General features: G+C 60.9%; 17 protein-coding genes and 4 tRNA genes. 11 read left to right on the plus strand and 10 right to left on the minus strand.

Features of this window, described 5'->3' with window-relative positions:
- Positions 1–103: 103 nt before the first annotated feature.
- A tRNA-Val gene (locus AC1AX7_RS01495) sits at positions 104–177 on the plus strand.
- 201 nt (positions 178–378) lie between these two features.
- On the opposite strand, the gene AC1AX7_RS01500 is transcribed toward AC1AX7_RS01495, so the two are convergent.
- Both AC1AX7_RS01500 and AC1AX7_RS01505 read right to left on the minus strand, forming a co-directional pair.
- Entirely contained in the window at positions 379–813 is a 435-nt protein-coding gene (locus AC1AX7_RS01500) for a DUF3052 domain-containing protein (RefSeq protein ID WP_476508323.1), read from the minus strand.
- 107 nt (positions 814–920) lie between these two features.
- Positions 921–1,694, minus strand: coding sequence for a YlbL family protein (locus tag AC1AX7_RS01505; RefSeq protein WP_476508405.1), 774 nt, complete (start codon positions 1,692–1,694; stop codon positions 921–923).
- 260 nt (positions 1,695–1,954) lie between these two features.
- Between AC1AX7_RS01505 and AC1AX7_RS01510 the strand changes: the two genes are divergently transcribed.
- On the plus strand, positions 1,955–3,571 hold the full coding sequence (locus tag AC1AX7_RS01510; RefSeq protein WP_476508324.1) for a zinc-dependent metalloprotease: 1,617 nt from the start codon (positions 1,955–1,957) through the stop codon (positions 3,569–3,571).
- A 273-nt stretch (positions 3,572–3,844) separates the two neighbouring features.
- Here the strand turns inward: AC1AX7_RS01510 and AC1AX7_RS01515 are convergent, their stop codons facing one another.
- Together AC1AX7_RS01515 and AC1AX7_RS01520 are read right to left on the minus strand one after the other, a co-directional pair.
- Complete coding sequence (locus tag AC1AX7_RS01515; protein WP_476508325.1) at positions 3,845–6,214, minus strand: InlB B-repeat-containing protein; 2,370 nt, start codon at positions 6,212–6,214, stop codon at positions 3,845–3,847.
- Positions 6,215–6,713: 499 nt separating this feature from the next.
- Positions 6,714–8,234, minus strand: coding sequence for an ATP-dependent helicase (locus AC1AX7_RS01520; protein WP_476508326.1), 1,521 nt, complete (start codon positions 8,232–8,234; stop codon positions 6,714–6,716).
- A 129-nt stretch (positions 8,235–8,363) separates the two neighbouring features.
- On the opposite strand from AC1AX7_RS01520, the gene AC1AX7_RS01525 reads away from it, so the two are divergent.
- Positions 8,364–9,980 (plus strand): phosphotransferase, encoded by a 1,617-nt coding sequence (locus tag AC1AX7_RS01525; protein ID WP_476508327.1) that lies wholly within the window; start codon positions 8,364–8,366, stop codon positions 9,978–9,980.
- Between the two features lie 56 nt (positions 9,981–10,036).
- The gene (locus AC1AX7_RS01530) at positions 10,037–10,261 is read left to right on the plus strand and encodes a DUF3107 domain-containing protein (RefSeq protein WP_476508328.1); all 225 of its coding nucleotides are present in this window, start codon (positions 10,037–10,039) and stop codon (positions 10,259–10,261) included.
- 128 nt (positions 10,262–10,389) lie between these two features.
- Here AC1AX7_RS01530 and AC1AX7_RS01535 read toward each other — a convergent pair whose 3' ends face one another.
- A complete protein-coding gene (locus AC1AX7_RS01535; RefSeq protein WP_476508329.1) occupies positions 10,390–11,283 on the minus strand; it encodes a PHP domain-containing protein in 894 nt (297 codons plus the stop codon).
- A 238-nt stretch (positions 11,284–11,521) separates the two neighbouring features.
- Here AC1AX7_RS01535 and AC1AX7_RS01540 point away from each other — a divergent pair, with 238 nt between their 5' ends.
- Positions 11,522–12,145: a vitamin K epoxide reductase family protein gene (locus AC1AX7_RS01540; RefSeq protein WP_476508406.1), complete on the plus strand. Its 624-nt coding sequence runs from the start codon at positions 11,522–11,524 to the stop codon at positions 12,143–12,145.
- Positions 12,146–12,159: 14 nt separating this feature from the next.
- Here the strand turns inward: AC1AX7_RS01540 and AC1AX7_RS01545 are convergent, their stop codons facing one another.
- Positions 12,160–13,161, minus strand: a complete 1,002-nt coding sequence (locus AC1AX7_RS01545; protein ID WP_476508330.1) for a diaminopimelate epimerase — start codon at positions 13,159–13,161, stop codon at positions 12,160–12,162.
- Between the two features lie 337 nt (positions 13,162–13,498).
- Between AC1AX7_RS01545 and murI the strand changes: the two genes are divergently transcribed.
- Positions 13,499–14,275: a glutamate racemase gene (murI, locus tag AC1AX7_RS01550; protein ID WP_476508407.1), complete on the plus strand. Its 777-nt coding sequence runs from the start codon at positions 13,499–13,501 to the stop codon at positions 14,273–14,275.
- 105 nt (positions 14,276–14,380) lie between these two features.
- A complete protein-coding gene (locus AC1AX7_RS01555) occupies positions 14,381–15,232 on the plus strand; it encodes a patatin-like phospholipase family protein (protein WP_476508331.1) in 852 nt (283 codons plus the stop codon).
- Positions 15,233–15,449: 217 nt separating this feature from the next.
- Here the strand turns inward: AC1AX7_RS01555 and AC1AX7_RS01560 are convergent, their stop codons facing one another.
- A complete protein-coding gene (locus AC1AX7_RS01560) occupies positions 15,450–16,340 on the minus strand; it encodes an SPFH domain-containing protein (RefSeq protein WP_476508332.1) in 891 nt (296 codons plus the stop codon).
- A gap of 156 nt (positions 16,341–16,496) precedes the next feature.
- Here AC1AX7_RS01560 and AC1AX7_RS01565 point away from each other — a divergent pair, with 156 nt between their 5' ends.
- The 4 genes from AC1AX7_RS01565 (at position 16,497) to AC1AX7_RS01580 (ending at position 17,554) form a co-directional block, all read left to right on the plus strand.
- Complete coding sequence (locus tag AC1AX7_RS01565; protein WP_476508333.1) at positions 16,497–17,036, plus strand: GNAT family N-acetyltransferase; 540 nt, start codon at positions 16,497–16,499, stop codon at positions 17,034–17,036.
- Positions 17,037–17,257: 221 nt separating this feature from the next.
- Positions 17,258–17,329 (plus strand) — tRNA-Val (locus AC1AX7_RS01570).
- Positions 17,330–17,371: 42 nt separating this feature from the next.
- Positions 17,372–17,444 (plus strand) — tRNA-Val (locus AC1AX7_RS01575).
- A gap of 34 nt (positions 17,445–17,478) precedes the next feature.
- Positions 17,479–17,554: transfer RNA gene (locus AC1AX7_RS01580), tRNA-Gly, on the plus strand.
- A 104-nt stretch (positions 17,555–17,658) separates the two neighbouring features.
- Here the strand turns inward: AC1AX7_RS01580 and AC1AX7_RS01585 are convergent.
- The 3 genes from AC1AX7_RS01585 to AC1AX7_RS01595 all read right to left on the minus strand — a co-directional run bounded on the left by AC1AX7_RS01585 (position 17,659) and on the right by AC1AX7_RS01595 (position 26,947).
- A complete protein-coding gene (locus tag AC1AX7_RS01585; RefSeq protein ID WP_476508334.1) occupies positions 17,659–19,902 on the minus strand; it encodes a GTP-binding protein in 2,244 nt (747 codons plus the stop codon).
- A gap of 225 nt (positions 19,903–20,127) precedes the next feature.
- Entirely contained in the window at positions 20,128–23,451 is a 3,324-nt protein-coding gene (ileS, locus tag AC1AX7_RS01590; protein WP_476508408.1) for a mupirocin-resistant isoleucine--tRNA ligase, read from the minus strand.
- Between the two features lie 484 nt (positions 23,452–23,935).
- Positions 23,936–26,947 carry a cation-translocating P-type ATPase gene (locus tag AC1AX7_RS01595; RefSeq protein ID WP_476508335.1) on the minus strand — a complete coding sequence of 1,004 codons (3,012 nt, stop codon included), beginning with the start codon at positions 26,945–26,947 and terminating at the stop codon, positions 23,936–23,938.
- Between the last annotated feature and the right edge of the window lie 33 nt (positions 26,948–26,980).

A 26,980-nucleotide genomic window follows, 5' to 3' on the forward strand; every position in this document is an offset into this window, starting at 1 on the left:
ACGCGATTCTTGAGACCTCCGCCTGCATTTCATGCAAAAACGTCCCGTCTGACGACGCGCGCGGGTGCGGATGGCGGGATGATGCTGTACAGTATGACGTTGCGGGCGATTAGCTCAGTTGGTTAGAGCGCCACCTTTACACGGTGGATGTCGGGGGTTCGAGTCCCTCATCGCCCACAATCATTATGCTTTGATGCTTTACCAGCATACCGGTTCATTGCGGTTCGCCGATTCCGGTTTCATCCATTGATTGCGATTGACGGTCTGCAATCGATGTTTCGGCAATGGATGAACGGAAAAGGCGGACGGCATATACTCGCCGCCCGCCTATGTCCGTATGAATTCATATGAGTTTGCGCAGTCGAATATGGCCTACGGCTACTTGTTTTCCTTGCCCTTGCCGAAAGCCCTCAACCGAATGCCATTCCAATCCTGGTTCACGGTCAGCGGGGTCGCGGCGTTCATACCGGCCGTCTTCGCCGCGGACTGCACGATGCTGGAGCTTGCTGCCCCCGGACGCCCAGGCTTCGGGGTCAGCACCCACAACGGACCGTCCTCGCCAAGCACCGCATACGCATCAACGATGGTGTCGGACAATTCGTCCTCGTCATCCCCATCGCGCCACCAGATGATCACGCCGTCGACGGCGGAATCATAATCCTCGTCGACCAGCTCCTCACCGGTCAGCTCCTCGATCCTGGCACGGATCGAGTCGTCCACATCGTCGTCCCACAGCCATTCCTGGATCAGGTCGCCAGCGTGGAATCCGAATTCTTCAGCGTTATCAGTTGCCGTTTGATTCACAAACGCCAATATACCAACACTCGGCGAACAGGACACGTAATTACGTCACGACACGGCCACTTTTCGAGATTTTCATGATTTCCATCATCGCGGCGCACCGTCATAAAGCCGCGGCATCATTGCGCCGGCACCGCGCAATGCGGCAGACTCTCGCCATTCCCCTCGCCGATGGCCGTCAACGCCTGGTACGCCTCGTCCAAAGTGGACACCGACACATCGCGCAGACCGTCGGGCACATTGCCCACCACCTCATCGCAATTGCCGGCGGGCGCCAAAAACCATGTCGCGCCATCGCGTTTCGCGCCCAGCATCTTCAAACGGATGCCGCCGATCTCGCCGACATTGCCGTCCGCATCCATCGTGCCTGTGCCGGCAATGATATTGCCGCCCGTCTCATCGACTTCGGTCAGTTTATCTATCAATCCCAGCGAATACATCATGCCGGCGGAGGGGCCGCCGATATCGTCGACATGCATCTTCACCGTGACGCCGCTCGTATCCATACCCTGCGCCTGCAGATACGACAACGCCGCCCGCGTCGCGGCATCCTGCGACGACGTCATCTCCTCGGCGCTTTCATCCGCGTGTTCCTCGGCGGTCTGCCCCACCGGAACGATCACCTCATTCGGCATCACCACAGTGGACGAATCCAGCCAACCCCACAGCGCCTGCGCATTGGTGACCGGATATCCCGGCACGCCGGCGGCATTGACGGTCACCAAACGCAGCTGCCCGTCATCCTTGTATGTTTTCGCGCCGGAAACCGAAATCACTTCGGTCCGCCCCGATTTCCCCAGCACATCCTGCGTAGGTCCCGGCGTTTCCACGCTATAGGCGCTCGGCAACACAAGCACGACCACGCACAGTACGGCGGTCAGCGATCCCGTCATATAGCGCAGCGAATGCGCATCAACATACGTGCGGGCACTGGAAACGGCGGCGGACACGATATCGATCGCGGCGCCAAACGTGGAACGAAAGAATGCGCCTTTGGCTTTATCCGGGCGTTTTGCATGCATAAGGGGCATACCTCCCATACTATGGAAGCAATTGACTTTCATAGCATACGCGGTCACAAGCAGCGAAGGCTGCATGCAAGCTGCATGAAGGCATCAACCCGACGAAATCGAAATAAGGACGGCAGACCGACATGGACGAAAACGCAATCCACCAATGGCTGATTGAATGTTTCGGCCCGATTCAGGGAGAAATGGCTTGGAATCAGCTGGCGAATCTGCCTGAGGAGATCCGCGAGCAGCTGATGAGCCAGGATCCCGGCAAGCTGCCGAAACCGGCTGAAGTGCAGGCGATGATGCAGGCGTTTGCGGCGGGCGGCCTGAATACGATGGGCGATATGCAGCAGGCCGTAGAGACCGGCCCGATCAACGTCAAACTCGCGAAGTCGTTGGCGCATCAGCAGGCAAGCGACGCAGGTTCGGACGGCACGGTCAGCGCGGAGAACGGTTCGATGGCCCGCAACGCCATCAGTGAAGCGAATCTGTGGCTGGACACCGCCTGCGAATTCGATCCCGTCGCCGGCCAGACGCAGGTGCTGACTCGCGATGGCTGGGTGGATGGCACCATCGACGCGTGGGCGCAGTTCGCGGCCCCTGTCGCGCAGTCGATGAACGACGCGCTGGCGTCCGTGATCGCCGACCGGCTCGGCGACGCGTTCCATGGCGAGATTTCCGGCATGTTCGCCGGCCCCGTGCCGATTCCGATTCCGGAAGGCATGAAGGATCCGGGCCAGATGATCAAACTGCTCGGCAACACGTCGTTCGCAATGCAGCTGGGCCGCGCCGCCGGCAATCTTTCGCATGAAGTGCGCGGCGGCTTCGATCAGGGCATCGCGTTGCTGTCGAATCCCGCCGGCGCGCTGATCATGCAGAACGTCGTCGAATATGCCAAGTCGCTGGAACTTGATGCCGAGGAAGTGACGGCATTCCTCGCGTTGCAGGAATTGGCGCATGCCCGCCTGTATGCCGCCGTGCCGTGGCTGATGCCGCGTTTCGAGGCGCTGATCGGCAAGTACGCGCGCGGCGTCGATATCGATTTGGACGCGATGGAGGAGCAGTTGCGCGATGCCGGCGCGATGGATCCGGATTCGCTGTCCGACGCGGTGAATCTGACGAAGGTCGGTATTCCGGATACGCCGGAACAGCGGCAGGCGCTGGCGTCCTTGGAGACGCTGCTGGCATTGGTGGAAGGCTGGGTTGATTGCGTGGTATGGCGCGCCGGCATGGCACACATTCCACATATCGAACAGCTTCGTGAGATGATGCGCCGTGAGCGTGCCGTCGGAGGCCCGGCGCAGCGCACTTTCGAGAGTCTGCTGGGCATGCAGCTTCGCCCGAAGCGCATGCGCGAGGCGGCCGCCCTGTGGGAGCGCATCGGCGCCGAAGAAGGCGCGGAAGCACGTGACGCGAAGTGGTCGCATCCTGATTTGCTGCCGGTGTTGCCGGCGGATGATGCGGATGGCGCCGATGCCGGTATCGCGGGCGGTGTTTCCGATGCCGCTGACGCCGCCGGCGCCGCGCTGGATGGAAGCGTCGCCTCCGGAGCTGCCGCCGCCGCGCCGCTGGCCGACGCATGGGAAGGAGCATCGTCCATTGATTGGGACGCGGAATTGAGCAAGCTCCTCGACCAGGAGAACAACGGCGGCAACGAGGACGGCACGAATGGCGACGCCGGCAACACCAGTGACGCCGACACAGGCGATGCCGGTACAGGCGACGCTGACAACACAGGCGACGCCGGCAACGCCTGACGATAAGCCGCCCCTCCCCTGACACTTTTGACCGCGATCACCGGCGTGTTGCGACCAAAAGCGTCAAAGGAGGAGACCACCGGCCTCAAACCAGCCCATCCCCTGACAGTTTTGACCGCAACACGCCGTTGACTGCGACCAAAAGCGTCAAGGACGGGAACTGTCAAACCCGAAGCCGTCCATCCCCTGACGCTTTTGACCGCAACACGCCGGAATACGCGGTCAGAAGCGTCAGTGAGGGGACTTCCAAGCCCGAAGCGGGTCTGAGCGGCCTTACTCCTTGCGGGCCTTACGCATCCTGATAGCGGTCACTACGGCAAAACCGACCAGACAGGCGGCCGCAGTCAACATCACAGGCGTCACGCCGGCACCTGTCGTCGCGATGACGGACGGCCGTTTATCGTCCGGCGTTCCGGCATCGCCCGTGGATGCGACATCGATGCGCCGCCAATGTGCGGTGATCGTAGTGGGGGCGCCGGGCATGGTGAAAACCGTCGAGGCGCTGGCGGCATCGGCGAAAACACCGCCATTGGATGACGTCCATCCATCGAAGCGATACCCGTCCTTTACACCTGCGTCAATGGTGACGGTTTCACCTTCGCGATAGTCGGCGCTTGCGCTCTTGCCATCGCCACCGTTCAGCTGCACGGTAAGCGTGTACGTGGCTTGGGTCACCGTAAAGGAAAGCCGCACAATCTCACTGCCCACAGTATCGCCGGAGATAGTGAGCTGTTCATCATAGGTTCCAGGCGCAAGTCCTGTTTTCGGACGAACGGAAAGCACCGCCCGCGCTCCCGGCTTTATGCTCAACTCACCGGTGGCAGACATGCTCGCGTCACCAGTGGCATCAGGATTCAGCACAATCTCATAACCGGCAACAGAAGACAGAGCGACTGCCACCGGCTGGTTGCCGGTATTGCTGACCGTCAGCTCCTTCGCTTCCGGTGTATCGTATCCTTCCACGGCATCACCGAAATCCAACGCTACCGTATCAACCGAAATGCCATAGCTTTTCTCGATGCCGGCCGCCGTAATCACGAGATCGCCGGTAATGCCTGAATTGAAAATGCTCAGTTCTCCGGTAGTTGGATCATATTCGTAATCCGCGCCCTCAAGCAACGACGTGTTGCCTGCAGTCACTTCAATGGTGGATGGCAGCATATAAGCGTCATCGGTAACAGCCAACCCGCCTTGATATGTCATGCCCATCACCGCATACGGCATGCCGGTGAAGGAAAGATGCCGCACATTGCCGGTCACCGTGACCGCGTTTTTGCGCAAAGGCACTTCCTGCAGGGCGCTGGCATAGTCGGTTTGCTTGTCGCCGTTGTACTGCTCGGAGAAAACATAAATCTTGCCGCCGGCCGGTATCGCAATGTCCGACAGATCGATGCTTGCCGTGCCGTCGGTGCTGCTGGGCTGCAGCATGCGGCCGTAATATATGACGGCATCGGCGTCGTCCACGATGATGGCGGAAATCCATTCGTTCGCGCCTACGGTCGCACCGGAATAGGCGATGTCCAGGCGGGAATCCGCAGCATCATATTCCAAAGTTGCAGCATTGAAATTGCGGGTGTCGTCTCGAATGGTGGCCTTCCATTCATTGCCGGAATAATCCGTAACCACCGACAATGTTCCATTGTTATCGCTGATTTTGCCGTTTTCCGCCGCGGACGTGAACAGGATGTCGTCAGCGTCGGCGTTGAAGGCAGGGCGGGCCGGAATCTTGGAGAAATACGCAAGATTGCTGTTGACCCATCCACCTTTAGATACAACGCCCACGCCCGTCGAAACAGTCGCATCGGGTGAACGCAGCCACCACATACCCGTATTGCCTTGCGCATCATGAGCAACGCGAGCAGATCGTGTGGCGAAGCCGTATCCGGCCTTGCTCAATTCCTCCGCCGAAAGGAAGAACACCGTATCGCCATTCAGAATGCCATCGGATTGCGCATACGTAACGCTTCCTTCCATAGCGCTGGTGAGATCCGATCCCGCCGTGAATTCCGAATCGTTCTTCACTGTCTGCATGATCGCGGACTGTTCCTGCTGCGTAAAACCGCTGGCGTAGAAATCCTCACACCACTGCTGGGCGTCGCTTTCCTGCCACGTATTCCTGTAAGGACTCGTATTGTCGAAATAAATGCCTTCAGAAGTGTCGGTTGTCATCAATATGTCGGAAAGCAGGAACAAACCGTCCTCGCCGGTGTTGGTCTGGTCGTCCAACACACGCCATTTGATGGGGCTGCCGTTCGAATCGCCGTAATAGATGTAGTCATACCCGGCAGCGCCATAGCCGTCGACGCCGCTTATGCCAAGCTGAATCGACCGATCCATCGCCGCATTCCCCGGATCAGGCCCATCCGCGAACGCGATGTCGGGCAAGGCGGCAACACATATGGCGCAACATGCCAATCCTGCCAATATTCGTTTTTTCATGACCGGCCCTTTCTCTCGTGTATTTGTTTTTCGTATTTCATCGCCAATACGACGCCTTCGCACACGACAAAAAGGCGGGATTCCCCTGTTTGTCACAACATGGAGAATCCCGCCTTTGACAGAAAATCGGACTGCAAACGCGAAAAAAGGCAGACTTATCCCTGTCTGTCTGTCTGTCTTGAAAATATCACAGGAAAGCGTCATGTCAAGCCGCCTTTCGTAAATATTTCCATCGAATAAACAGCACGCCGCATTGCGCGTAAGAACAATTACTACATATACAAAAATCAGTCTCGAAAATCAAGGTGACATGCATAATCCGGACGGCAAAGAAGGAGACCGACAAAACCGAAGACGGCAACCCCGAAATAGGCCTGTCCTTTGACACTTTTGACCGCGACACGCCGTTGACTGCGGCCAAAAGCGTCAAAGAAGGGAGCCGCCAACCCCGAAACCCGCCTATCCCCTGACAGTTTTGACCGCGACACGCCGGCGACTGCGATCAAAAGCGTCAAGGACGGGAACCGTCAAACCCGAAGCCGTCCATCCCCTGACGCTTTTGACCGCAACACGCCGGAATACGCGGTCAGAAGCGTCAAGAGAGCGAAGCGGCGATGAGAAGGCGGGGCGATACAGGGGGCAGGCGACGGCAAACAAGGACGGCAGGCGATAGAACAGACGGCGGACGGTAAGCGCCCCACGGCTAATTGACGAGGAAGCGGCTGGGTGTGCGGGGCATGCCGCCGAGGCCGTCCTTGCTGCGGGCGTAGGACAGGTGCAGCGAATCCTCGGCGCGGGTGATGCCGACATACATCAGGCGACGCTCCTCCTCCAGCGCCTCGCCACCTTGCGGCGAGGCGTATGGCAGCAGGCCCTCCGAGCATCCGATCAGGAAGACATGCTTGAATTCCAGGCCCTTCGACGCATGAATCGTGGTGATCGTCACACCCTGCAAGGCCGCTCCGGAAGCGGAAACACCCAACGTTTCCAGCATCGCCTGCTTCATTTGCGCGTCGTCTGCGAGCGCGGAATTCTCCCATCCGGCGTCGCGCTTGATGCGGAAACGTATTCCCTGCGCGCGCAACGCCTGGCAGATTGCCGCCTGCTGTGCGTTGATGCGGGTGAGTACGGCGCAGTCGGAGGGCGAGACGCCGTCTGCGACCAATTGCGTAATCCTTTGCGCGACGCCTTGCGCTTCCTCCATGTCGCTGCCATAGACGGTGCGCACGATCTTCGCGCCGTCGCCGCGTACCGCCTCCAATTTCAGGTAATCGTCGCGGTTGGGCGCTTTGGACAGCACTCGGTTGGCGCAGGCGATGACCTGCGGCGTGGAACGGTAGTCGCGGTTGAGGCTGATGTCGGCGCTGACCGGCGCGAATTCGTTGGGAAAGTTCAGCAGATCATAGCTGCTGGCGCCCGCGAACGAATAGATCGTCTGCGCCGGGTCGCCCACGACGCACACATTGCGATTGTCGCCGAGCCATAAGGTCAGCAGCAGATGCTGCAAGGGCGAGACGTCCTGATATTCGTCGACGGTGAGCCAGCCGATCGATGAGCGAATCGCGGAAGCCGCGTCGTCGAATTCGTTCAATACATGGCAGGTCATCAGAAGAATATCGTCGAAGTCGATTTCGCCGCGTGACGTTTTCTCCCGCTCATACGCCTGGTATACATCGGTGAATTGGCCGACTTCGAGTCCGGCCGGCGGATTTCGATGGCCTGCCGCGCAGACGCGCGCATAGTCGTCGGGCGCGATCAGGGAGATCTTCGCCCAATTGATTTCGGCATGCAGATCGCGGATGATGGCGTCATCGACATGCGCGGCGGCGGTGACGCGTTTGAGCGATCGCGCGACCAGATCACGCGGATCGCGGCTGATGTGCGGGAACGGCGCTTCGCAGATGTCGTTCCATACGCGGCGCAGCTGATGGAGCGCCGCCGAATGGAAGGTCGCCGCGTTGACGGCGTCGCCGATTCCGAGGCCGGCCAGTCGCGAACGCATTTCGGCGGCCGCTTTGACGGAGAATGTGACGGCGAGCACGCGTGAGGGATTCCATGTCTTTGTGGCGCAGGCGTAGGCGATGCGGCGCGTGACGGTGCGGGTTTTGCCTGCGCCTGCGCCAGCCACGATGCGCACCGGACCTTCCAATGTGGTTGCCGCGGCCAATTGCGCATCGTCCAGTCCTTCGAGAATTGCCTGAGCCGATGATTCCATGCCCTCCATTGTGGCAGGCGCCGCGCCGTTCCGCATCCGCCGGGCGAGTCCGGGCGGAGCGCGCCGGAACAGTCGGAAATCGCCTGTTTTCGAGCAAGTCGGCTTCATGTTGCGCTTAACGTGTATTAGTGTTGAACTGTGACTGAACGTAGCAAGCTGAAATTGGCGGCGCTGGCCAGCGCGGTGCTGCCATCCGTCGTCGTGTCCGGGGTGCGCGACGGCGCGCAGAAGAACTCCACCGATGAGCGTTGCGGCATCGACTATGCCGTCGTGCAGGATTCGATGGGCAGGTCGTATGACGTGTTCGCCACGAACAGCGAGGCCGGGCGCAAGCGCCTGTCCGGCAGGGCTCGTGCGGCGCAGACGATCGAGCATGCTCGCGAACTCGCTGGCCTCGGCTTCGGCACGGATCGTGTGCTGGCGTTTAACGACGGGGCCAATCCGCGCGGTGCGACCGGCGACACGGCGGTGCTGGTCACGCTGCATCATGACGGGCAGGCCCGCCAGTTGGACCTGTTGACGCTTGATGATTGCGCCGGTGTCGGCACGACGATCGGCGCGATTCATCGACTGCGCCCGACGTTCCTTGAAGAAGGCCATTATCCGATGTTCACCACCGGTCAGATCCGCGCGCAGCTGACCGCCTGGATCAAACGTCTGCGTCAGGCCGGCCATGTTCCGCAGGAGATCACGACCAGTTGGGCGGATATTTTGGAAACCGACGGATTGTGGTCGTTCAACACCTGCACCGTCCATGGCGGTTTTCAGGATGGCGACCTGCTGTTTTCGGGGTCTTCGGTCACGGCGGTGACGAATTGGCAGGATATGCAGATGAATGATCCCGCCCGCGATCTGGCCTGGATTTTCGCGAAACTGGATGAGACGCATCGTAATGCGGTGCTGTCGGCTTATGCGCGCATGCTGGGTTCGCGTTTGGATGATCTGATCATGCTGCGCGCCAATCTGTGGCTGCAGATGGAGCAGGTCGGCGATTTCATTCAGGCGATCAACACCGCCGACACCACGAAGATCATGCAGTTCAAGGCGCAGGTCGAGCGTCTGGCGCATCAGCTGAGTCTGACGACCTCCCGAACGCATTCGACCAGGCCGTCCAAGGCGTCGTCCGGCTCTTCCGATTCGACGAATTCCTCGCCGCATACGATTACGGTGGGCACGCTGTTGAGCGAATCGCAGAATCGCAGCAACGCCGCCGCCGAACACACCGCCGACGCGACCGGCGAAACCGATGCGACCGGCGAAACCGATAAAACCGGTTCCAAGGAGATCCGCTTCACATCGGAAGCGCCGGCCGGAGCCGCTTCCGATTCCACCGCGGATCGCTCCCCCAGCGCAACGGTAAGCTATGCCGCCGCCTCCGACCAGACCAATTCGGGCACACAGCCGGCGGCATACCAGCAGTACGCTTCCCCATCGTCGTCGGCGACCATGCTGATCGCCAATATGGAGGCGGCGCAGTCGGATGGCACCGACGGAATGCGACAGACCGTCAACATCAAAGACCATCAATTCGATGAGTACAACGATTACACCGGTGAGGCGCAGGCGCCCGATCAGGCGTCCGGCGAGGTCGCCACGATGCTGATCCCGCTGTTGGAGCGGGAAGAGCGCGCCATGCATGACGCGCAGCTTGGTTTGACGGCCACACGCACCGGAACGCACAGGCATGTTCGGGACGACGCCAACGGCGGGCCGCCGGCCGACGGCGACCACACGAATGAATCGCCGCAAGCGTAACGATTACCGTTGATGCGACAATTGCAGGCAATAGGGCAATACAAGGAGGAATATTCATGGATATCGAACTGGGCATCCAGAACGTCGCCCGCACCGTCACGTTCCGCACGGAGGCCAGCGCCGAAGAGGTCAGCGGCATCATCACCAAGGCTTTGGCCGACAAGCAGCCGGTCAAGCTCACCGACGACAAGGGCCGCGACATCATCGTTCCGGCCGGCGCGTTCGGCTACGCCATCGTCGGCTCCGAAACGAAGCATGCGGTCGGCTTCGGCGCCATGTGACGCCGGCCGTGTGCCGATACCGCGCGCGGCCGGCGCAACATGCAATCCGCAGCACGCGATTCGGTATCGGTGCACGACTTATACCGCTTATACCGCGCATACGACGCGGCGTGATCCCCACCCGGCGTTCAACGCCATAGAGGAATCGCGCCGCGTCGCACTATTTCAGCGACCGTCTCATCGTCGGTCAGATTCTCCCCCAGCCCGTTCGGCTTGCCTTTGCCATGCCAATCCGAACCGCCGGTCACCAACAGATCAAAACGTTTCGCCAATTCCAGCAGACGCATGCGCTGCGCTTCAGGATTGCCGCGATGCCACACTTCAAGGCCGTCCAATCCTTCATCGGCCAATGTTCTGATCTGTTCGTCGGAAAGCAGACGTTCGTTGCGGCCGGGGTCCGCCCCATGCGCGATCACCGTCACGCCGCCGGCCTCGCCGACCGCGCGCACCACATCATGCGTCGTCGGCGACGGAGTCGGAATGTAGTATCTGCTGGACGCGCTCACCACGCCGTCAAAGGCCTCCGACCGCGTCCGGTATACGCCGGCGGTGACCAGCGCATCGGCGATATGCGGGCGTCCGACCGTCGTGCGGCCGCCCTTCTTCACCTGTGCCTGCACGGCATCCCAATCGATCGGATAATCCTGCGCGATACGCTCCACCATGCGCTTCGTACGCTCCAGGCGCGCCGCCCGCGTACGCGCGAACAAGTCACGAATATACCGATTGTCCGGATCGTATTGAAGGCCCAGCATGTGCACGGAAACGCCTTCGTCGACGGCGGTGATCTCCGTGCCGCGCAGCAGCGTCACCCCTGCCGAACGCGCCGCATCCTGCGCCTCCTGCCAGCCGGCGGTCGTGTCATGGTCGGTGATCGCGACGCCGTGCAATCCCGCGGCCTTAGCCTGCTCGACCAGCGTCCGCGGCGTCTCCGTGCCATCCGAAAACACGGTATGGCAATGGATATCCCACCCCGCCTTGGGTGCGATCAGAGGAACATCGACGTTTGTCATACACTCCATCGTAGATGAGAAAACCCACATCGGCGACACCACGATGCCACGGCGTTCCTGCGTATACTGGTTTCGGTGACGTGAGGCAACGGCCGCGTCGCGCATGCACGCTTTCGGAGCGTTCCACACGATTCACTCCGACCGGTTCAAAGGAACAAGCATGACCGATTCCAGCATCGAAGAACATACAGCAGAAACGATTCCAGGCACGGCGACGGCGACATCAACGGCCGCGACGCCGCCGACGATGCCGGCCCATCCGACGTTGCGCGGATGGCGGCACGGCGCGACCTGGACGTATCTGGTAATGCTTGTCGCCTCCGCCGTGGCGCTGCTCGTATCCTTCGTACTGTCCGCCGAAACGCTGCAGCTTGCCCGCAATCCCGGCGGCAAACTCGACTGCGACATCAACGCCGTCATGTCATGCTCGTCGGTGGCGCAATCATGGCAGGCCGAAATCATCAAATTCGGCGGCCTGAGCTATCCGAACGCGTTCTTCGGCATCGCCGCGGAATCCGTCTTCGTCACCATCGCCGTGCTGGGCATCGCCCGCATCGCGGTGCCGCGCTGGTTCGCCACATGCACATGGCTGGGCGGACTGGCCGCGCTCGCCTATTCGTATTGGCTGACGTCGCAGTCGTTGTTCGTCATCAACGCGTTGTGCCCGTGGTGCCTGGCGTTGATGTTCGCGACGACCGTCCAGTTCATGGCGTTGTCGCATGCGACCGTCGCCGTGCAGGGCCTGCCGTCGCGCGAAGGCCGCCTGACAACGTACTACCGTCTCAACTACGACCTGATGATCGACATGCTATGGATCGTCGCCCTGGTCACGCTGATCCTGGTCAAGGACGGGCCGGCGCTGTTCGCGTAGCCCGTCCGCACGATTTATTCATGCAGCGTGACGGCGCCGACGATGGTGGCGGAGCCGGTCAGCCTCACGTCATCATCGGTGACGTCGACACGCAATGTGCCGCCGCGCACGGTGATGTTCCAATGATCGATGCCGGTGTGGGCGCGCAATACGATCGCCGTCGCGCACAGGCCGGTGCCGCAGGACAGCGTTTCGCCGCAACCGCGCTCGTTGACGCGCATGGTCGCGCGCCCTACAGCTGCGGTGTTGTCGGCAACGGTTGCCGCAGCGGCGTCTTCAGCGACACCGGTGCCGGCGGCATCACCGCCGTCCGCCGCGTCCACGCCATCGATGCGTACGAATTCGACGTTCTGATCGGATTCCAACACCGGAGACACGACCGGCTTCGTCACCAGATCAAGCGCTTCGACATCCGGCAGATTGCCGCAGGCGGCGTCTTCATACCGGTTGACGAAGTCATCGCCGCCGACAAGCGCGACGACATGCGGATTGCCCATATCGACGAAGGTGCCGCGGGCGGAGCCGCTTGTGCCGGGGATCGTCACTTCGAACGCGCCGACGTCGCCGCGCTTCCATGCGCCCATATCCACCTGAAAAACATCGCGGCCGTACGGTTCCACGTCACCCAATGAGGTGAGTGTCTTGATGCCGGCGCGCGTCGCCAATCTGAACGGCTCGCCGCCCGGTCCTTCGGCATAGCCCTGACGCTGCGCGAACAAGGTGATGGCGCGCGTGCCGTTGCCGCACATTTCCGCAAGACTGCCGTCGGCATTGCGATAGTCCATGAACCAGCGAGCGCCGCCTTCCAGGCAGGCTTCGACGGTGGGGGCGTCCAAGTCGGACACCGCGTCCGGCGGGGTCAGGCGGATCAGGCCGTCGCCGCCGATGCCGAAATGCCTGTCGCACAGCCAACGCACTTCGTCGGCGGTCGGTTCGAAAACGCCATCCGGATCCGCATACACCACGAAATCATTGCCGGTCGCATGCGCCTTATACACCTTGTTCGGAATGCTCATGGCTTCCACTGTACCGTGCCGCGGGGCATGCACGCGTTTTCGTCCGTGCGGCGAACCGCAGGCGCTGCGCGCATAGCGCGTGATGCACGGCATAACGATGCACGCCATATGGCATGTGGCATACGGCATATGACGTATGACGTGTGACACACGACACGGCGATGCCGTCGCACAGGCGTTCCCCGCACAACGTTTCCACAATCCCCGCCCCGCGAACGGCGTTTCAGCGAGTAGTCTAGAGGCGTATCCGGCGGAATATGGCGGCATATACCGCATTCGACGCGTATCGCGCATATGGCGCGGCGTGACTGCACGCGATTCGTTCATGGGAGGGATGATGGCTTCTACGGCTCCGATCGGCGTTTTCGATTCGGGTTTGGGCGGCATTTCCGTAGTCCGTGAGATCCGGCATGCCATGCCGAATGAGCAGGTGCTGTATTTCGGCGATTCCGCGCATGCGCCGTACGGCACGAAAACGCCGGAGGAAGTGCGCGAACTGTCCTTCAATATCGTGGAACAATTCGTGGAACAAGGCGTGAAAGCCGTGGTCATCGCCTGCAATACGGCCACTTCGGCCGCGGTCAACGACCTGCGAGACGTCTACGATATTCCGATCATCGGCATGGAGCCGGCCTTGAAAGTCGCCTGCGACCGCGGGCATGGCCAGCGTCAGCGCGTCATCGTCGCGGCCACGCCGCTGACGCTGCGCGAGCATAAATTCGCCGCCTTGATGGACCGTTTCACCGCCGACCATACGATTTTCCCGGAACCCTGCCCCGGCCTTGTCGACATCGTCGAAAGCGGACGTCTCGATGATCATGATCTGGTCATGAACACCTTGCGCGGCTATTTCGAACAATACGATCTTTCCGCCATCGACGCCGTCGTGCTCGGCTGCACGCATTTCGTGTTCTACCGCGACTATTTCCGCGAACTGCTGCCGGCGACCGCAGCGATCATCGACGGCAATGAAGGCACCGTCCGCCATCTTCGCGTCGTTCTCGAATCGCTCGGTGATCTCGCTCCCGAAAACGCGCAGGGCGAGGTCATATTGTCGAATTCCGACGCCAGCGAGCGCATGGCGCGATTGGCAGACGCATTGCTGAATCGCTGACGGTGCCGGAATCAGCATTGTCGCCATCGCAGCAATCGGATCGTTTTCGACGGCCATGTCCCGATCAGACGAGTAAGCTCGTCTCATATACAGAAAGAGGTTTTCATGGCAGAGCACAGGACGGCGCTTATCGACGTCGGCGGCGGATTCCGCGCGATCTATGGATGCGGTCTGTTGGACCGCTGTCTGGAGGACGGCGTTTCATTCGATCATTGCTACGGTGTTTCCGCGGGAAGCGCCAATCTTGTATCGTTCCTGTCGAAGCAGCATGGCCGCAATCACAAATTCTATACGGAATACGCGTTCCGTAAGGAATATGCCAGCATGGACAGCTTCATCCACAACCACAATTACGTGAATCTCGACTATGCGTATGGCACGCTGTCGAATCATGACGGCGAATATCCGGTCGATTACGACACGTTTGCGGCGAATCCCGCGCAGTTCACCGTGGTGGCCTGCGACGCGCGCGACGGCTCGGCCAAATATTTCGACAAATCCGACGTGTCCTTCGACAATTACGATGTGATGAAGGCCAGTTCCACGGTGCCGGTGGCGTGCGAGCCGTATGTGATCGATGATGTGCCGTATTTCGACGGCGGCATCGCCGACCCCGTACCCGTGCAGAAGGCGCTTGACGACGGCGCCGACCGTGTGGTGCTGGTGTTGACACGTCCGAAGGATACGTTGCGCAAGCAGAATCATGATGTCGCGCCGGCGCGTATTCTGCGCCGCTCCTACCCGGCCGCGGCGGAGCGTCTGCTGCAGCGCTATAAGACGTACAACGACGAGGTGGCGCTGGCCAAGAAGTACGAGAGGGAAGGCAAGTTGCTGATCGTCGCGCCGGAAAGCCTGTACGGGCTGAACACGCTGAGCAAAAACTTCGAAGGATTGGAACGCATGTATCGCGCCGGCTATGCGGACGCCGCGCGAATCGGCGATTTTCTGAACAGCTGATTTTCGTCCGAAACCGCCGTATCAGACGAGGCCGCTGCGCAAAAAGTGATGTTTGGAGCATGCCGAACATCACTTTTTGCGCAGTGGCTTCGTTATAGACGGCGAAAGGCGACGTTGCGAGGCAGACAGGCAGCCCGCACGCCGGTATGTCGAAGGGCCGCCCGCGTGATGAGACGCGGGCGGCCCTTCGGCATATCGATGCGGGATTATTCGGATATTATTCGGCGGTTTCGTTGGCGGTCATCATGGCTTTGGTGACCTGCTCATACATGTCCTGATAGCCGCCCGGCGTGGAAGCCGGCAGCACCACGGTTTTCGCGTTCTTCGAATCGGCGAGCTCGCGCATCACGTCGAGATACTGGTTGAACAGCACGACATTGTTGACGTCGTTGATGTTCATGCCGACGGCCTGCAGGCTCTTGATCTGGTCGACGATGCCGCTGGCGATCTCACGACGGTAATTCGCCTGGCCTTCGCCCTGCAGTCTCGTCTTCTCCGCTTCCGCGGCCGCCTGCGTTTCGATCTGGATACGCTGGGCTTCGGCACGCTGGCGCGTGGCCTCCTTTTCGCGCTGCGCGGCATTGATGGAGTCCATCGCGTTCTTGACCTGCGGGCTCGGATCGATGGCGGTGATCAGCGTCTTGACCACGGTGAAGCCGAAACGCGCCATTTCCGCGCCGACGGTCTTCTGCACGTCCGCGGCGACATCGTCCTTGCGGGCGAAGGCGTCGTCAAGCGTCAATGCCGGAATCGCGGAACGAAGCGCGTCCTCCATGTAGGAGCGCAGCTGCCCGGCGGGGTCGCGCAGTTCGTAGTATGCCGTGGCGACATCGTTCGGATTGACGCGGAACTGCGTGGACGCGACGACGGTGACGAACACGTTGTCAAGGGTTTTGGTTTCCAGCTGGACGTTCAGCTGGGAGACGCGCATGTTCGTCTTCATCGCGATGCGGTCCACGAGCGGGATCTTCGCATGGATGCCGGCGAATCGCACGTCCTTGAACTTGCCGAATCGTTCAATGATGTACGCCTGCTGCTGCGGCACGATGAACACGCAGGTCAGCAGGAAAACGATCAGCAGGACGAGGATGAGTATAACCACTATCATGGCTCCCCCTTATACGACTTTTGGACCAGCGGCTTCGCCGGACTCAATCCCAAGAATAACAGCCGGCAATGCCCTTTTCGACATCCCCACACCGGTGGGTGTCGGGCGGGCGAATACGCCTGCATGTTGGGTAGGGATGGGTGGAAAGTGGGAGGCATGATTGTACGACATGCCACCATTGATGACCTTGACGCGATCGCAGGAGTGGAAGCGGTGTGCTTCCCCGCCGCGGAGGCCGCCGGCAGGGATTCCATCGGACAACGGCTGAAGACGTTTCCGGATTGCTTTTGGCTGATGATCGACGATGCCGCCGATATTGACGCAGCCGATGCCGCACGATACGGGACGCCTCGCGTCGCGGAGGGCCCGCTGGCCGGCTTCGTCAATGGCATGGCGACGGATATCTCCGATTTGCTGGACGACATGTATGACGACGCCGCCATGCACGATCCGGCAGGCGCATGGCAGATGATTTTCGGCGTCGACACCTCGCCGGCATACCAGCATCGCGGATATGCGACGAAGCTGCTGCGTCATGTCATTGAAGAAACGCATGACCTGGGACGCCGCGGACTGGTGTTGACCTGCAAGGAACGCCTGCTGGGATTCTATGCGAACGTCGGATTCGTCGATGAAGGCGTCTCCGATTCGACGCATGGCGATGTCGTATGGCATCAGATGCGGCTGACGTTCTGAATGCGGCACGCCGCACATCACGATGCCGCACCGCTTCTGCCGATGCGACACGCCGGCACGGCAGATTTTTCCGACGTATTTTCGCCCGTTTGACACGTATCCTGCCGCATGCCGCACGAATGTGGCGTTTTTGCGGATTGTTGGAATTCCAACGATTTCACACGCGACACGCCGAAGGATTTGCCTGTTCGCAAAAACGCCGGTAAGTTAGCACTCGCTTCGGGCGGTTGGCGCAGAGGTAGCGCACTTCCCTGACACGGAAGGGGTCACAAGTTCGAATCTTGTATCGCCCACGAAAGCGAATGAAGCATGCGACGGCATGCATGTCATTCTGCGGGTGATTGGCGCAGCGGCTAGCGCACTTCCTTCACACGGAAGGGGTCATAGGTTCGATTCCTATATCACCCACTGGAGTCTCGCTTCTCACGGCGAGAGTCCTCTTGCGGACATAGCTTAGTTGGTAAAGCGCAACCTTGCCAAGGTTGAGACCGCGGGTTCGAGTCCCGTTGTCCGCTCCACTTCGAAAGGCCTCCCGAACGGGAGGCCTTTCGCGTATCCCGGCCCGGCAGCCGCGCGACAGCGACGGCCCCGCAGCCAGCGCAGGGGCTGCGGGGCCGGATCCCTACTGCGCGTATTCCAGATGCGCGAATTCGGGGACCTTATACCATTTGACCGGGTAGCCCGCACCATGGGCGCAGAAAACGGAATCCGGCGTATTCTCAAGGTCGGATTCCGGATCGTATCGCAGCTGCGCCACCACCGCGTCTTCGTCGTGGCAGGGCCGGTATCCGTCGAATACGCAGCTGATATGGCCGCGCCCATGCGTGTAGGCGTTCACGTCCATCGCATAGTCGCGCATGCCGCCGACCGGGGCGCAGCCCGTCAGCACCGCGTATTCGCCGTCCGAAACCGGCGCGTCGAAATCGCCGCCCATACGCTGCACGTCGCTCATCGCGCGGCCCAGCATATCCTGCGGCACATCAAGACGGAACCGATACCATGGCTCCAACAGACGGCAATTGCCGACGCCCGCGATGCGGGAGGCGCGTGCAGGCCGCGCGTCATCCGACGAGGACGAATCCGAATCGGCCTTCGAATCGGACGAGGCCTTCGTATTGGGCGTGTTCCTCGCCTGTGCCGAGGCCGCCGACGAAACGGCATCCGCCGTCCCGCCGTCAGACGGCGCATCATCAGACGTGTCGCCGGCAAAACGCTGCGCGATGTCAAACGGCGTCGCTGCCGTCGGGACTCCGGCCCGCGCCTCCATCAATCCCTGTCTGATCGCACGATAGGTCGCCTGTCGGAAATCGCCGCCCTCCGTATGCTTCAAATGGGCACGGCCGGTCAACAAGGTGATCTTCACATCCGTCAGGGGCGAACCTGTCAGCACTCCCAGATGTTCACGCTCACGGAAATGCGTCATAATCAGACGCTGCCAATTGCGATCCAATACGTCTTCGCTGCAAACGGTCGCATACCGCATGCCACTGCCCTGCGGCAACGGCTCCAGCAACACGTGCACTTCGGCGTAATGCCGCAGCGGCTCGAAATGCCCCGCGCCTTCGACAGGTTCGGTGATGGTCTCCTTGTAGAGGATTCCGCCCTGCCCGAAGGAAACATCCAAGCCGAAACGGTCAAGCATCATCTGCTGGATGATCTCAAGCTGCACCGCGCCCATCAACTGCACGTGGGCCTCCTGCAGGCGAGGCTGCCAGACGACATGCAGCAGCGGATCCTCGTCCTCCAGCTGACGCAGGGCCTGCAGACATTTATGCATATCGTTGTCGCCCGGAAGCAGCGTGTAGGTCAGCACGGGCTGCAATACGGGATTTTCCGCATCCTGCTCGCAGCCCAGCCCCTCCCCCGGAAAAGTGTGCGTCAGGCCGGTCACCGCGCAGATCGTGCCGGCGGCGACGGCGTCGACCGTGGTGAATTTCGCGCCGGAATAGACACGCACCTGGTCGGCCTTCTCACGCCATGCGTCGGCGGCGCCGACAGCGTTTGCGCCATTGTCGGCGGCACTGTTCGCGATGACGTCCGCATCATCCTCCGCGCCGCCGTGCATTGCGCCGCTCAGCATGGTCTTCGCCTTGAACGTGCCGCCGGTGATCTTCATCCACGTCAGACGATTGCCTTGCGCATCATGCGACACCTTATATATGCGCGCGCCGAATTCACTGCCGTACCGCGGCGTGCGCGCATACCGTCCGAAGCCGGCCATGAAGGCGCCGATGCCTTCCATTTTGAGCGCCGAGCCGAAATAGCAGGGGAAGATCTTCCGCGCGGCGATCATATCGCGGATCACATCAACGCTGACGCCGCCGTTCTCAAGGAACTCCTCCATCGCCGTCTCATCCTGTACGGCGACCTCCTCCTGCGCTTCAGGTACGACGTCTCCTTCGAAATCGATGCAGCCGTCGCCCAGGCGACGGCGCAGCTGTGCCAGCAGCGAGGCCTTGTCGGCACCGGGCGCGTCCATTTTATTGACGAAGATGAAAGTTGGCACGTTATATCGCGCCAAAAGCCGCCACAGCGTCTCGGTGTGGCCCTGTATGCCGTCGCTGCCGCTGATCACGAGGATCGCATAGTCGAGGACGCGCAATGTGCGTTCGGTTTCGGCGGAAAAATCGACGTGCCCCGGAGTGTCCAGCAGCGTCAGCGTCGCATCGTCGGTCTGAATGACGGCTGGTTCGGCGAAAATGGTGATGCCACGCTGCCGTTCCATCGCATTCGTGTCAAGAAAGGCGTCGCCGTGATCGACGCGCCCCATTTTGCGCAGTGTCCCGCTTGAATACAGCAGCGCCTCCGACAGGGTGGTTTTGCCCGCGTCGACGTGGGCGAGGATGCCGGTGACGATATGATGCATGATTGTTCCTTTCACGCGATGATGCGCGCGCTCCCTGACACATTCCGCAACGTGATATGACGCCGCTGCATGACGTATATAAAAACCGTAGGCCGCCGCCTTGTACAGGACGGCCGCCTACGGTCTATCTGTTGCGACTGCTTCTCATCTGTGTGCTTGACTCACATGGGTAATCCTGAGAACCATTCGCGGTGATTCCGCTCCCGTCTCACGACGGGGACGGAATCAAGCTTTTGCGACCTCCACCTGCAGTTCGTCGCCGGCGGTGACGTTCAGCATCGTGGCCAGGGTCTCCCCCGCCACCAGCTCGCGGAACCGTTCGATCTTGTCGACGTCCGCCGCGGGAACGGTCAGGTTCAGCGTAATACGGTCGGCGATGTCAAGATCGGCCGCCTTACGGGCGTCCTGCACGGAACGGATCACGTCGCGGGCGTAGCCTTCGGCGATGAGCTCGTCGTTCAGCGTGATGTCGAGGATGACGAAGCCGCCGGTCGGCAGGGCCGCGGACACGATGTTGTCGCTGTCGGACGGATTCGCCTCCTCAACGCGGTTGATCAGCTCGTATTCGCCTTCGACCAGTGCAATCTCGCCGTTCGGCGTTTCCACGACCGGGGCACCGTCGCCGTTCACGTACCAGGCGCCGGACTTGGAGGCCTTGATGGCGAACTGCACCTGCTTGCCCAGACGCGGGCCTGCGGCGCGGGCGTTGACCTTCAGCTCGTTGACGATCTTCAAACCGTATTCCGGAGCGTCTTCGAGCGTGCAGAACTCCACGTTCTTGATGTTGAGCTCGGACTTCAACGTTTCCGTATAGGCGGCGACGGCTTCCGGATCGGAGACGACCACGGTCATGCGGGCCAGCGGCTGACGGACGCGGATCTGTTCGCCCTTACGCAGCGAAAGCGCGGAGGACACGACTTCGCGGACCTTCTCCATCGCCGCGACCAGAGCCGGATCGTCGACCAGCACGGCGCCCAGTTCGGTGGCCACGCCGTCATTCTCGCCGTTCTCCGTCAGGTACGGCCAATCCTGAAGATGCACGGATTCGCCGCCGGTCAGGCCGCGCCACACCGCTTCGGCTTCCATCGGGGCGAGCGGGGCGAGCACACGCATGAAGGCTTCCAGCACGGTGTACAGCGTGTTGAACGCGTTCTCGTCCTCGTTCCAGAAGCGGTCGCGCGTGTTGCGGATGTACCAGTTGGTCAGCACGTCGATGAAATCGGACACCGCTTCACAGGCGTCGGAGATCAGGAACTCGTCCAGCGAACGCTCGACCTTGTCGATCAGACGACGGGTGCGGGCCAGCAGGTAACGGTCCATTTCCGGCAGGGACGCGACCTCGTCGGCCTTCAGCATGCGGGCGTCATAGCCGGCGCCATTGTTGGCGGCGTTGGCGTACAGCGTGAAGAAGTAGTAGGAGCTCCACACCGGCAGCATGATCTGGCGGACCGTGTCGCGGATGCCTTCGGAGGTGACGATCAGGTTGCCGCCGCGCAGGATCGGCGACGACATGAGGAACCAGCGCATGGCGTCGGAGCCGAAGTCGTCGAACACGCCGTTCACGTCAGGATAGTTGCGCAGATGCTTCGACATCTTCTGGCCGTCGGAGCCGAGCACGATGCCGTGGCAGATCACGTTCTTGAAGGCCGGCTTGTCGAACAGCGCCGTCGCCATGACGTGCAGCAGGTAGAACCAACCGCGGGTCTGGCCGATGTATTCGACGATGTAGTCGCACGGGAAGTGCTGTTCGAAGGTTTCCTTGTTTTCGAACGGGTAATGATACTGGGCGAACGGCATGGAACCGGATTCGAACCAGCAGTCAAGCACGTCGGTGATGCGGTGCATGTGGCTCTTGCCGGTCGGATCGTCCGGGTTGACGCGGGTCAGGTTGTCGATCCACGGGCGGTGCATGTTGATTTCGCCCTTGTCGTCGCGCGGATAGTCGCCGAAATCGGCCTTGAGCTCTTCAAGCGAGCCGTACACGTCGACGCGAGGATATGCCGGATCGTCGGACACCCACACCGGGATCGGGGAACCCCAGAAACGGTTGCGGGAGATCGACCAGTCGCGGGCGTTGGCGAGCCACTTGCCGAACTGGCCGTCCTTGACGTTGCCCGGGATCCAGTTGATTTCCTGATTGTGGGCCAGCAGACGGTCCTTGATCTTGGTGACGGACACGAACCAGGAGGAGATCGGCTTGTAGATCAGCGGGGTCGCGCAGCGCCAGCAGTGCGGGTAGGAGTGCACGTAGCTCTTCTCCTGGAAGAGGATGGCGCGACGCTCCTGCGGAATCGAGGCCAACGGGCCGTCACCTGCACGCAGATTGCGCAGGATTGGCAGGTTGGCGTCGAACACGAACATGCCTTCATAGTCGGGGCACAGCGAGGTGAAGCGGCAGCCGGCGTCGAGCACGTCCACGCTCTTGATGCCCTTGGCGTTCAACGTGTTCATATCGTCTTCGCCGTACGGGGCCTGATGCACCAGGCCGGTGCCTTCGACGGTGTCGACGTAGTCGGCGGTGAAGATCGTGTAGCCGTTCGGGCCGGGCACATTGCCTTCGGTTTCCGCTTCGTCGCCGGAGAAGTACGGGAACACCGGCCAGTAGCGCCAGCCTTCCATGTCGGCGCCCTTGAGCTCACGGACGATCTCGTAGTTTTCGCCGAGTTCCTTCGTGTAGGAGCCCAGCAGCGCCTTGCCCAGGTAGAACTTCTTGCCGGCGAACCTGCCCTCGGCCGGCTTGACTTCGACATAGTCGATGTCGGCGCCGACGACGATGGCGAAATTGGTCGGGACGGTCCACGGCGTGGTGGTCCAGAACACCGCGTAGGCGTCCTCTTCGTCGCGCAGCTTGACCGCGACGGAGACGGTGGTGTCCTGACGGTCCTGATACACGTCGGCGTCCATGCGCAGCTCGTGCGCGCTCAGCGGCGTGCGGTCCTTCGGGCAGTACGGCAGCACGCGGTAGCCCTGGTAGGCCAGGCCCTTGTCGTACAGCGTCTTGAAGGCCCACATCACGGATTCCATGTACGGAATGTCAAGGGTCTTATAGCCGTGCTCGAAATCGACCCAACGTGCCTGACGGTGCACGTAGGTCTTCCATTCGTTCGTGTACTTGAGCACGGAGGCGCGGCAGGCGTCGTTGAACTTGTCGATGCCCATCTGTTCGATCTGGTCGACCGAATCGATGCCGAGCTCCTTCTGGGCTTCCAATTCCGCCGGCAGGCCGTGCGTGTCCCAACCGAACACACGATTGACCTTATGGCCCTTCATGGTCTGGTAGCGCGGAATCACATCCTTGGCATAGCCGGTCAGCAGGTGGCCGTAGTGCGGCAGACCGTTCGCGAACGGCGGGCCGTCGAAGAACACGAATTCGTTCTGGCTGTGGTCGCCGGAAGGATTGCGGTCGATGGACTTCTGGAAGGTGTCGTTCTTATCCCAATAATCGAGAACGGATTCCTCCAGCTTCGGGAAGCTGGGGTTCGGCGCGACGTTGGCGCTTTGGTCGCCGGCCGCGGCCTTCGGATACACATGATTGGTGGATTCGCTCACCATTGGTCTCCTCGTGCAGGTGTTTCGCTACTTCTACTGCCACGAGGACGACGGAATCGTATGCATCACGACTCCACCGCGGTACCACCTCGCTTGCCGTCCGCCGTTTTTCGCGCTTGAAGCGCGTGGGCGGGCGAACGACCGCTTGTCTCCGGCTGTGTCGGGCCGGTCCCGTCGGGTCTAATAAGCGAATACGCAATGCCGCGTGGATGCCGCACGATGTGTAATCGCCGTTCTTCCGATGGCTCCCCGCTGATAACGGATCACTGCCACACTGCCGCATATTGTATCACCGGGATGCGGACGTCACGTTACATGCGGAATCGCGGATTTCGTCATAATCAATCGTGTTTTATGCCTATCCCTGCACAATGTGGCCGTTTCCCGCATTGTTCCATCGTAAATCGCGGGAGACGGCCGCATTGTGCAGGGTATTGATTTCGGATCGCCCAACGGCGGCCGGCCGCCGACGCACACCGGCAAATCAATCCCGCACGGCCGCGCGACGCCTGTGCAGGCGACGCGTTATCAGCTTGCGCAATTCCTCGATGCCGAGCGTGATGAAAGGCAGCACCGCCAAATACAGGTAATCCGCCCACGCCAAAGGGGCCGTGTGGAAGACGCCCTGCAAAACCGGCACCGTCGCGATCAACACCAGCAGAATGATTTCGATGATGATGCCCAGATTGATGGTCTTATTGGAAAACAGGCCCACGGAGAACGTCGATTCGGTTTCCGTGCGGCAATTCCAGACCGCGCCGATCTGCGCGAACACGATGGACGCCAGCGTCATCGTCGTGGCGAGCGCGTATACGGGATCGCTTTCATCGTCGAGGCCGGCCAGCGGCACATTCGGCCAGCCGTTGAGCATGTTGACGTAGAAATAGCCGAGCATCGACAGCACCGCGGCGATCAGGCCATACCAGAGGAACGCCTTGGCCATGATGCGGCCGGTCAGCAGACGTTCGTTCGGATCGCGCGGCGGCTGCTTCATCACGTCTTTTTCAGGCGGCTCCGTGCCAAGGCCCAAGGCGGGAATCATGTCGGTGCCCAAGTCGATGGTAAGAATCTGCATGGTGGTCAGCGGCAGCGGCACCGCGCCTCCGGAGAACAGGTATACGGCGGACGGCACAGCCTCCGGCATGTTCGAATTGAGGATGTACAGCAGGAAACGGCGGATGTTCGCGTACACGGCGCGTCCTTCCTCGATGGCGGACACGATGGAGGCGAAATTATCGTCGGTCAGGACGATGTCGGCGGCCTCCTTCGCCACGTCTGTGCCGGTGATGCCCATGGCGACGCCGACATCCGCCTTCTTCAAAGCGGGAGCATCGTTGACGCCGTCGCCGGTGGTGGCGACGATTTCGCCCATCGCCTGCAGGCATGCGACGACGCGCAGCTTCTGTTCGGGCGCCATGCGGGCGAAAATGACCTCGCCGCGCAGCGCTTCGGTCAGGTCGGCGTCGTTCATCATCGCCAATTCGGCACCCGATATGACGCGGGCGTCGTCGTCACGGATGATGCCTATGCGTCGGGCGATGGCCTTGGCTGTGCGCCCGTAATCGCCGGTGATCATGATGATGCGTACGCCAGCCTCATGGCATACGCGCACCGCGTCGGCGACTTCCGGACGCGGCGGGTCGACCATGATCTCCAATCCAAGAAAAGTCAGATCATGTTCGACGTCTTCCGGCGCGCAATCCTGCAACGTCGACTCGTCCAGACCGATACGGCGGCAGGCGACGGCGAGGACACGCAATCCTTTGTCGGCGTAAACATCATTCACATGATTGATGTCATCCATCATGACGCCCGTCAGCGGCACGGTCCTGCCGCCGACATGCGCATGCGTGCACAGGCGCGCCACTTCGTTGGGGGCGCCTTTGGTGACGGCGATCAGGCGGCCGGCGTCGCCGTCTTCGATACTGCCGTCATCGCGGATGATGACGGACATCATTTTTCGGCGTGAATCGAACGGCAATTCAGCGACGCGCGGCAATCTGCGGATCGCCTCATCGGGATCGACGCCCGCCTTATTGCAGGCCACCAGCAGGCAGGCTTCCGTCGGATCGCCCGTGACGCGCCAGTGCTGGCAGGGGGTGTTTTTGGCGGCGTCATTGTTTCTGCTGGCGTCTTCTTTGGTGGCGTCCCTGTTGGCGGCGTCCTTGTCGGAGGCGTCCCTGTCGGAGGCGTTTTCACTGATGATGTCATCATTGATGCCGGCCTTATCATCGACGATCTTCTTTGAAGCGGCATCAGCGATGTTTTCGTCATCATCGCAACGGATCACATGCGCGTTCGAACAGAGCGCGCCGCCCAAGACGAGCGCGCGCAGATCGGCGTCGTCATCAGCCCTCCACTGTCGGCCATCCGCTGTGATATCGCCTTCAGGCGCATATCCGGTTCCACTGACCGCATATTCACGACCCAACGTCCACAAACGTTCCACCGTCATCTCATTGCGCGTCAACGTACCCGTCTTATCCGTGCAGATAACCGACGTGCAGCCCAACGATTCCACACTCGACAAACGTTTGACCAGCGCATTGCGTTTGCTCATGCGCTGCACCGCCATCGCCAACGACAACGTCACCGTCGGCAGCAGTCCTTCGGGAATGAACGCGACCATCATGCCAAGCGCGAAAATAAACGCCTCAGCGACCGCGTTCCTGACCAACAGCACGTCCAAAACAAAAAAGACGGCCCCTATAAGAGCCGCAAACACCGTGATACGCCGCGTCACATGATTCAACTCACGCTGCAACGGACTGCCATTGTCCTGCGTATTCTGCGTCAGGCGCGCGATCTTGCCGAAACGCGTGTTCATGCCGGTATGAATGACGACGGCGCGGCCGTTGCCGCCCGCGACCGACGTGCCCGCATACAGCAGATTCGGCATCTCAGCGGCAGGAAGCCCCTCCGTATCCGCGGCGTCCGCATGCTTGCGCACCGGCGTGGATTCGCCGTTCAACGTGGACTGGTCGACCTGCAGACGGCTCGCCGCGACCAAGCGCGCATCCGCGGAAATGCGATCGCCCTCCTCGACCGTGAACACATCGCCGGGAACCAGTTCCTCGGCGAGAATGCGATTCGTTTCGCCGTCGCGGATCACCGTCACATACTGCGGCAGCATGCGCTTCAACGCTTCGGCGGCCTTACCGGCCTTATACTCCTGCCAAAAACTGAACACGCCGTTGATGATGTTGACCAGCCACACGGCGATGCCCAGTTCCGGCATTCCCGCAATCAAAGCGATAAGACCAGCCGCCCACAACAGCATCGCCATCAGATGGGTGAAGCTTTGCAGGAACACGATGATCGTCGGCGTCTTATGTTCCTCTTCAATGGCGTTGGGGCCGTACGCATCCAAGCGAATCCGCGCCTGCGAGGCGGAAAGACCGTCCTCGCCCGTACGCATGGCCTTGTAGACGGCATCCGTCGACATGCGGCTGACCTCGTCCATCGAATACGATGATGCCCTATGTTGCAGCGTCATTGCTATCGCCTCCGATTTGACGGGTTGTGTGGT

This window comes from Bifidobacterium sp. LH_449 (assembly GCF_056356755.1).

Bases quoted from the DNA above. Each gene is read 5' to 3' on its own strand.
- AC1AX7_RS01540 (WP_476508406.1), top strand. From the start codon at position 11,522: ATGCCGGCCCATCCGACGTTGCGCGGATGGCGGCACGGCGCGACCTGG.
- AC1AX7_RS01565 (WP_476508333.1), top strand. From the start codon at position 16,497: ATGATTGTACGACATGCCACCATTGATGACCTTGACGCGATCGCAGGA.
- AC1AX7_RS01530 (WP_476508328.1), top strand. From the start codon at position 10,037: ATGGATATCGAACTGGGCATCCAGAACGTCGCCCGCACCGTCACGTTC.
- murI (WP_476508407.1), top strand. From the start codon at position 13,499: ATGGCTTCTACGGCTCCGATCGGCGTTTTCGATTCGGGTTTGGGCGGC.
- AC1AX7_RS01520 (WP_476508326.1), bottom strand. From the start codon at position 8,234: ATGGAGGGCATGGAATCATCGGCTCAGGCAATTCTCGAAGGACTGGAC.
- AC1AX7_RS01505 (WP_476508405.1), bottom strand. From the start codon at position 1,694: ATGACGGGATCGCTGACCGCCGTACTGTGCGTGGTCGTGCTTGTGTTG.
- AC1AX7_RS01515 (WP_476508325.1), bottom strand. From the start codon at position 6,214: ATGACGCTTTCCTGTGATATTTTCAAGACAGACAGACAGACAGGGATA.
- AC1AX7_RS01555 (WP_476508331.1), top strand. From the start codon at position 14,381: ATGGCAGAGCACAGGACGGCGCTTATCGACGTCGGCGGCGGATTCCGC.
- AC1AX7_RS01585 (WP_476508334.1), bottom strand. From the start codon at position 19,902: ATGCATCATATCGTCACCGGCATCCTCGCCCACGTCGACGCGGGCAAA.
- AC1AX7_RS01535 (WP_476508329.1), bottom strand. From the start codon at position 11,283: ATGGAGTGTATGACAAACGTCGATGTTCCTCTGATCGCACCCAAGGCG.
- AC1AX7_RS01595 (WP_476508335.1), bottom strand. From the start codon at position 26,947: ATGACGCTGCAACATAGGGCATCATCGTATTCGATGGACGAGGTCAGC.
- AC1AX7_RS01545 (WP_476508330.1), bottom strand. From the start codon at position 13,161: ATGAGCATTCCGAACAAGGTGTATAAGGCGCATGCGACCGGCAATGAT.
- AC1AX7_RS01510 (WP_476508324.1), top strand. From the start codon at position 1,955: ATGGACGAAAACGCAATCCACCAATGGCTGATTGAATGTTTCGGCCCG.
- AC1AX7_RS01560 (WP_476508332.1), bottom strand. From the start codon at position 16,340: ATGATAGTGGTTATACTCATCCTCGTCCTGCTGATCGTTTTCCTGCTG.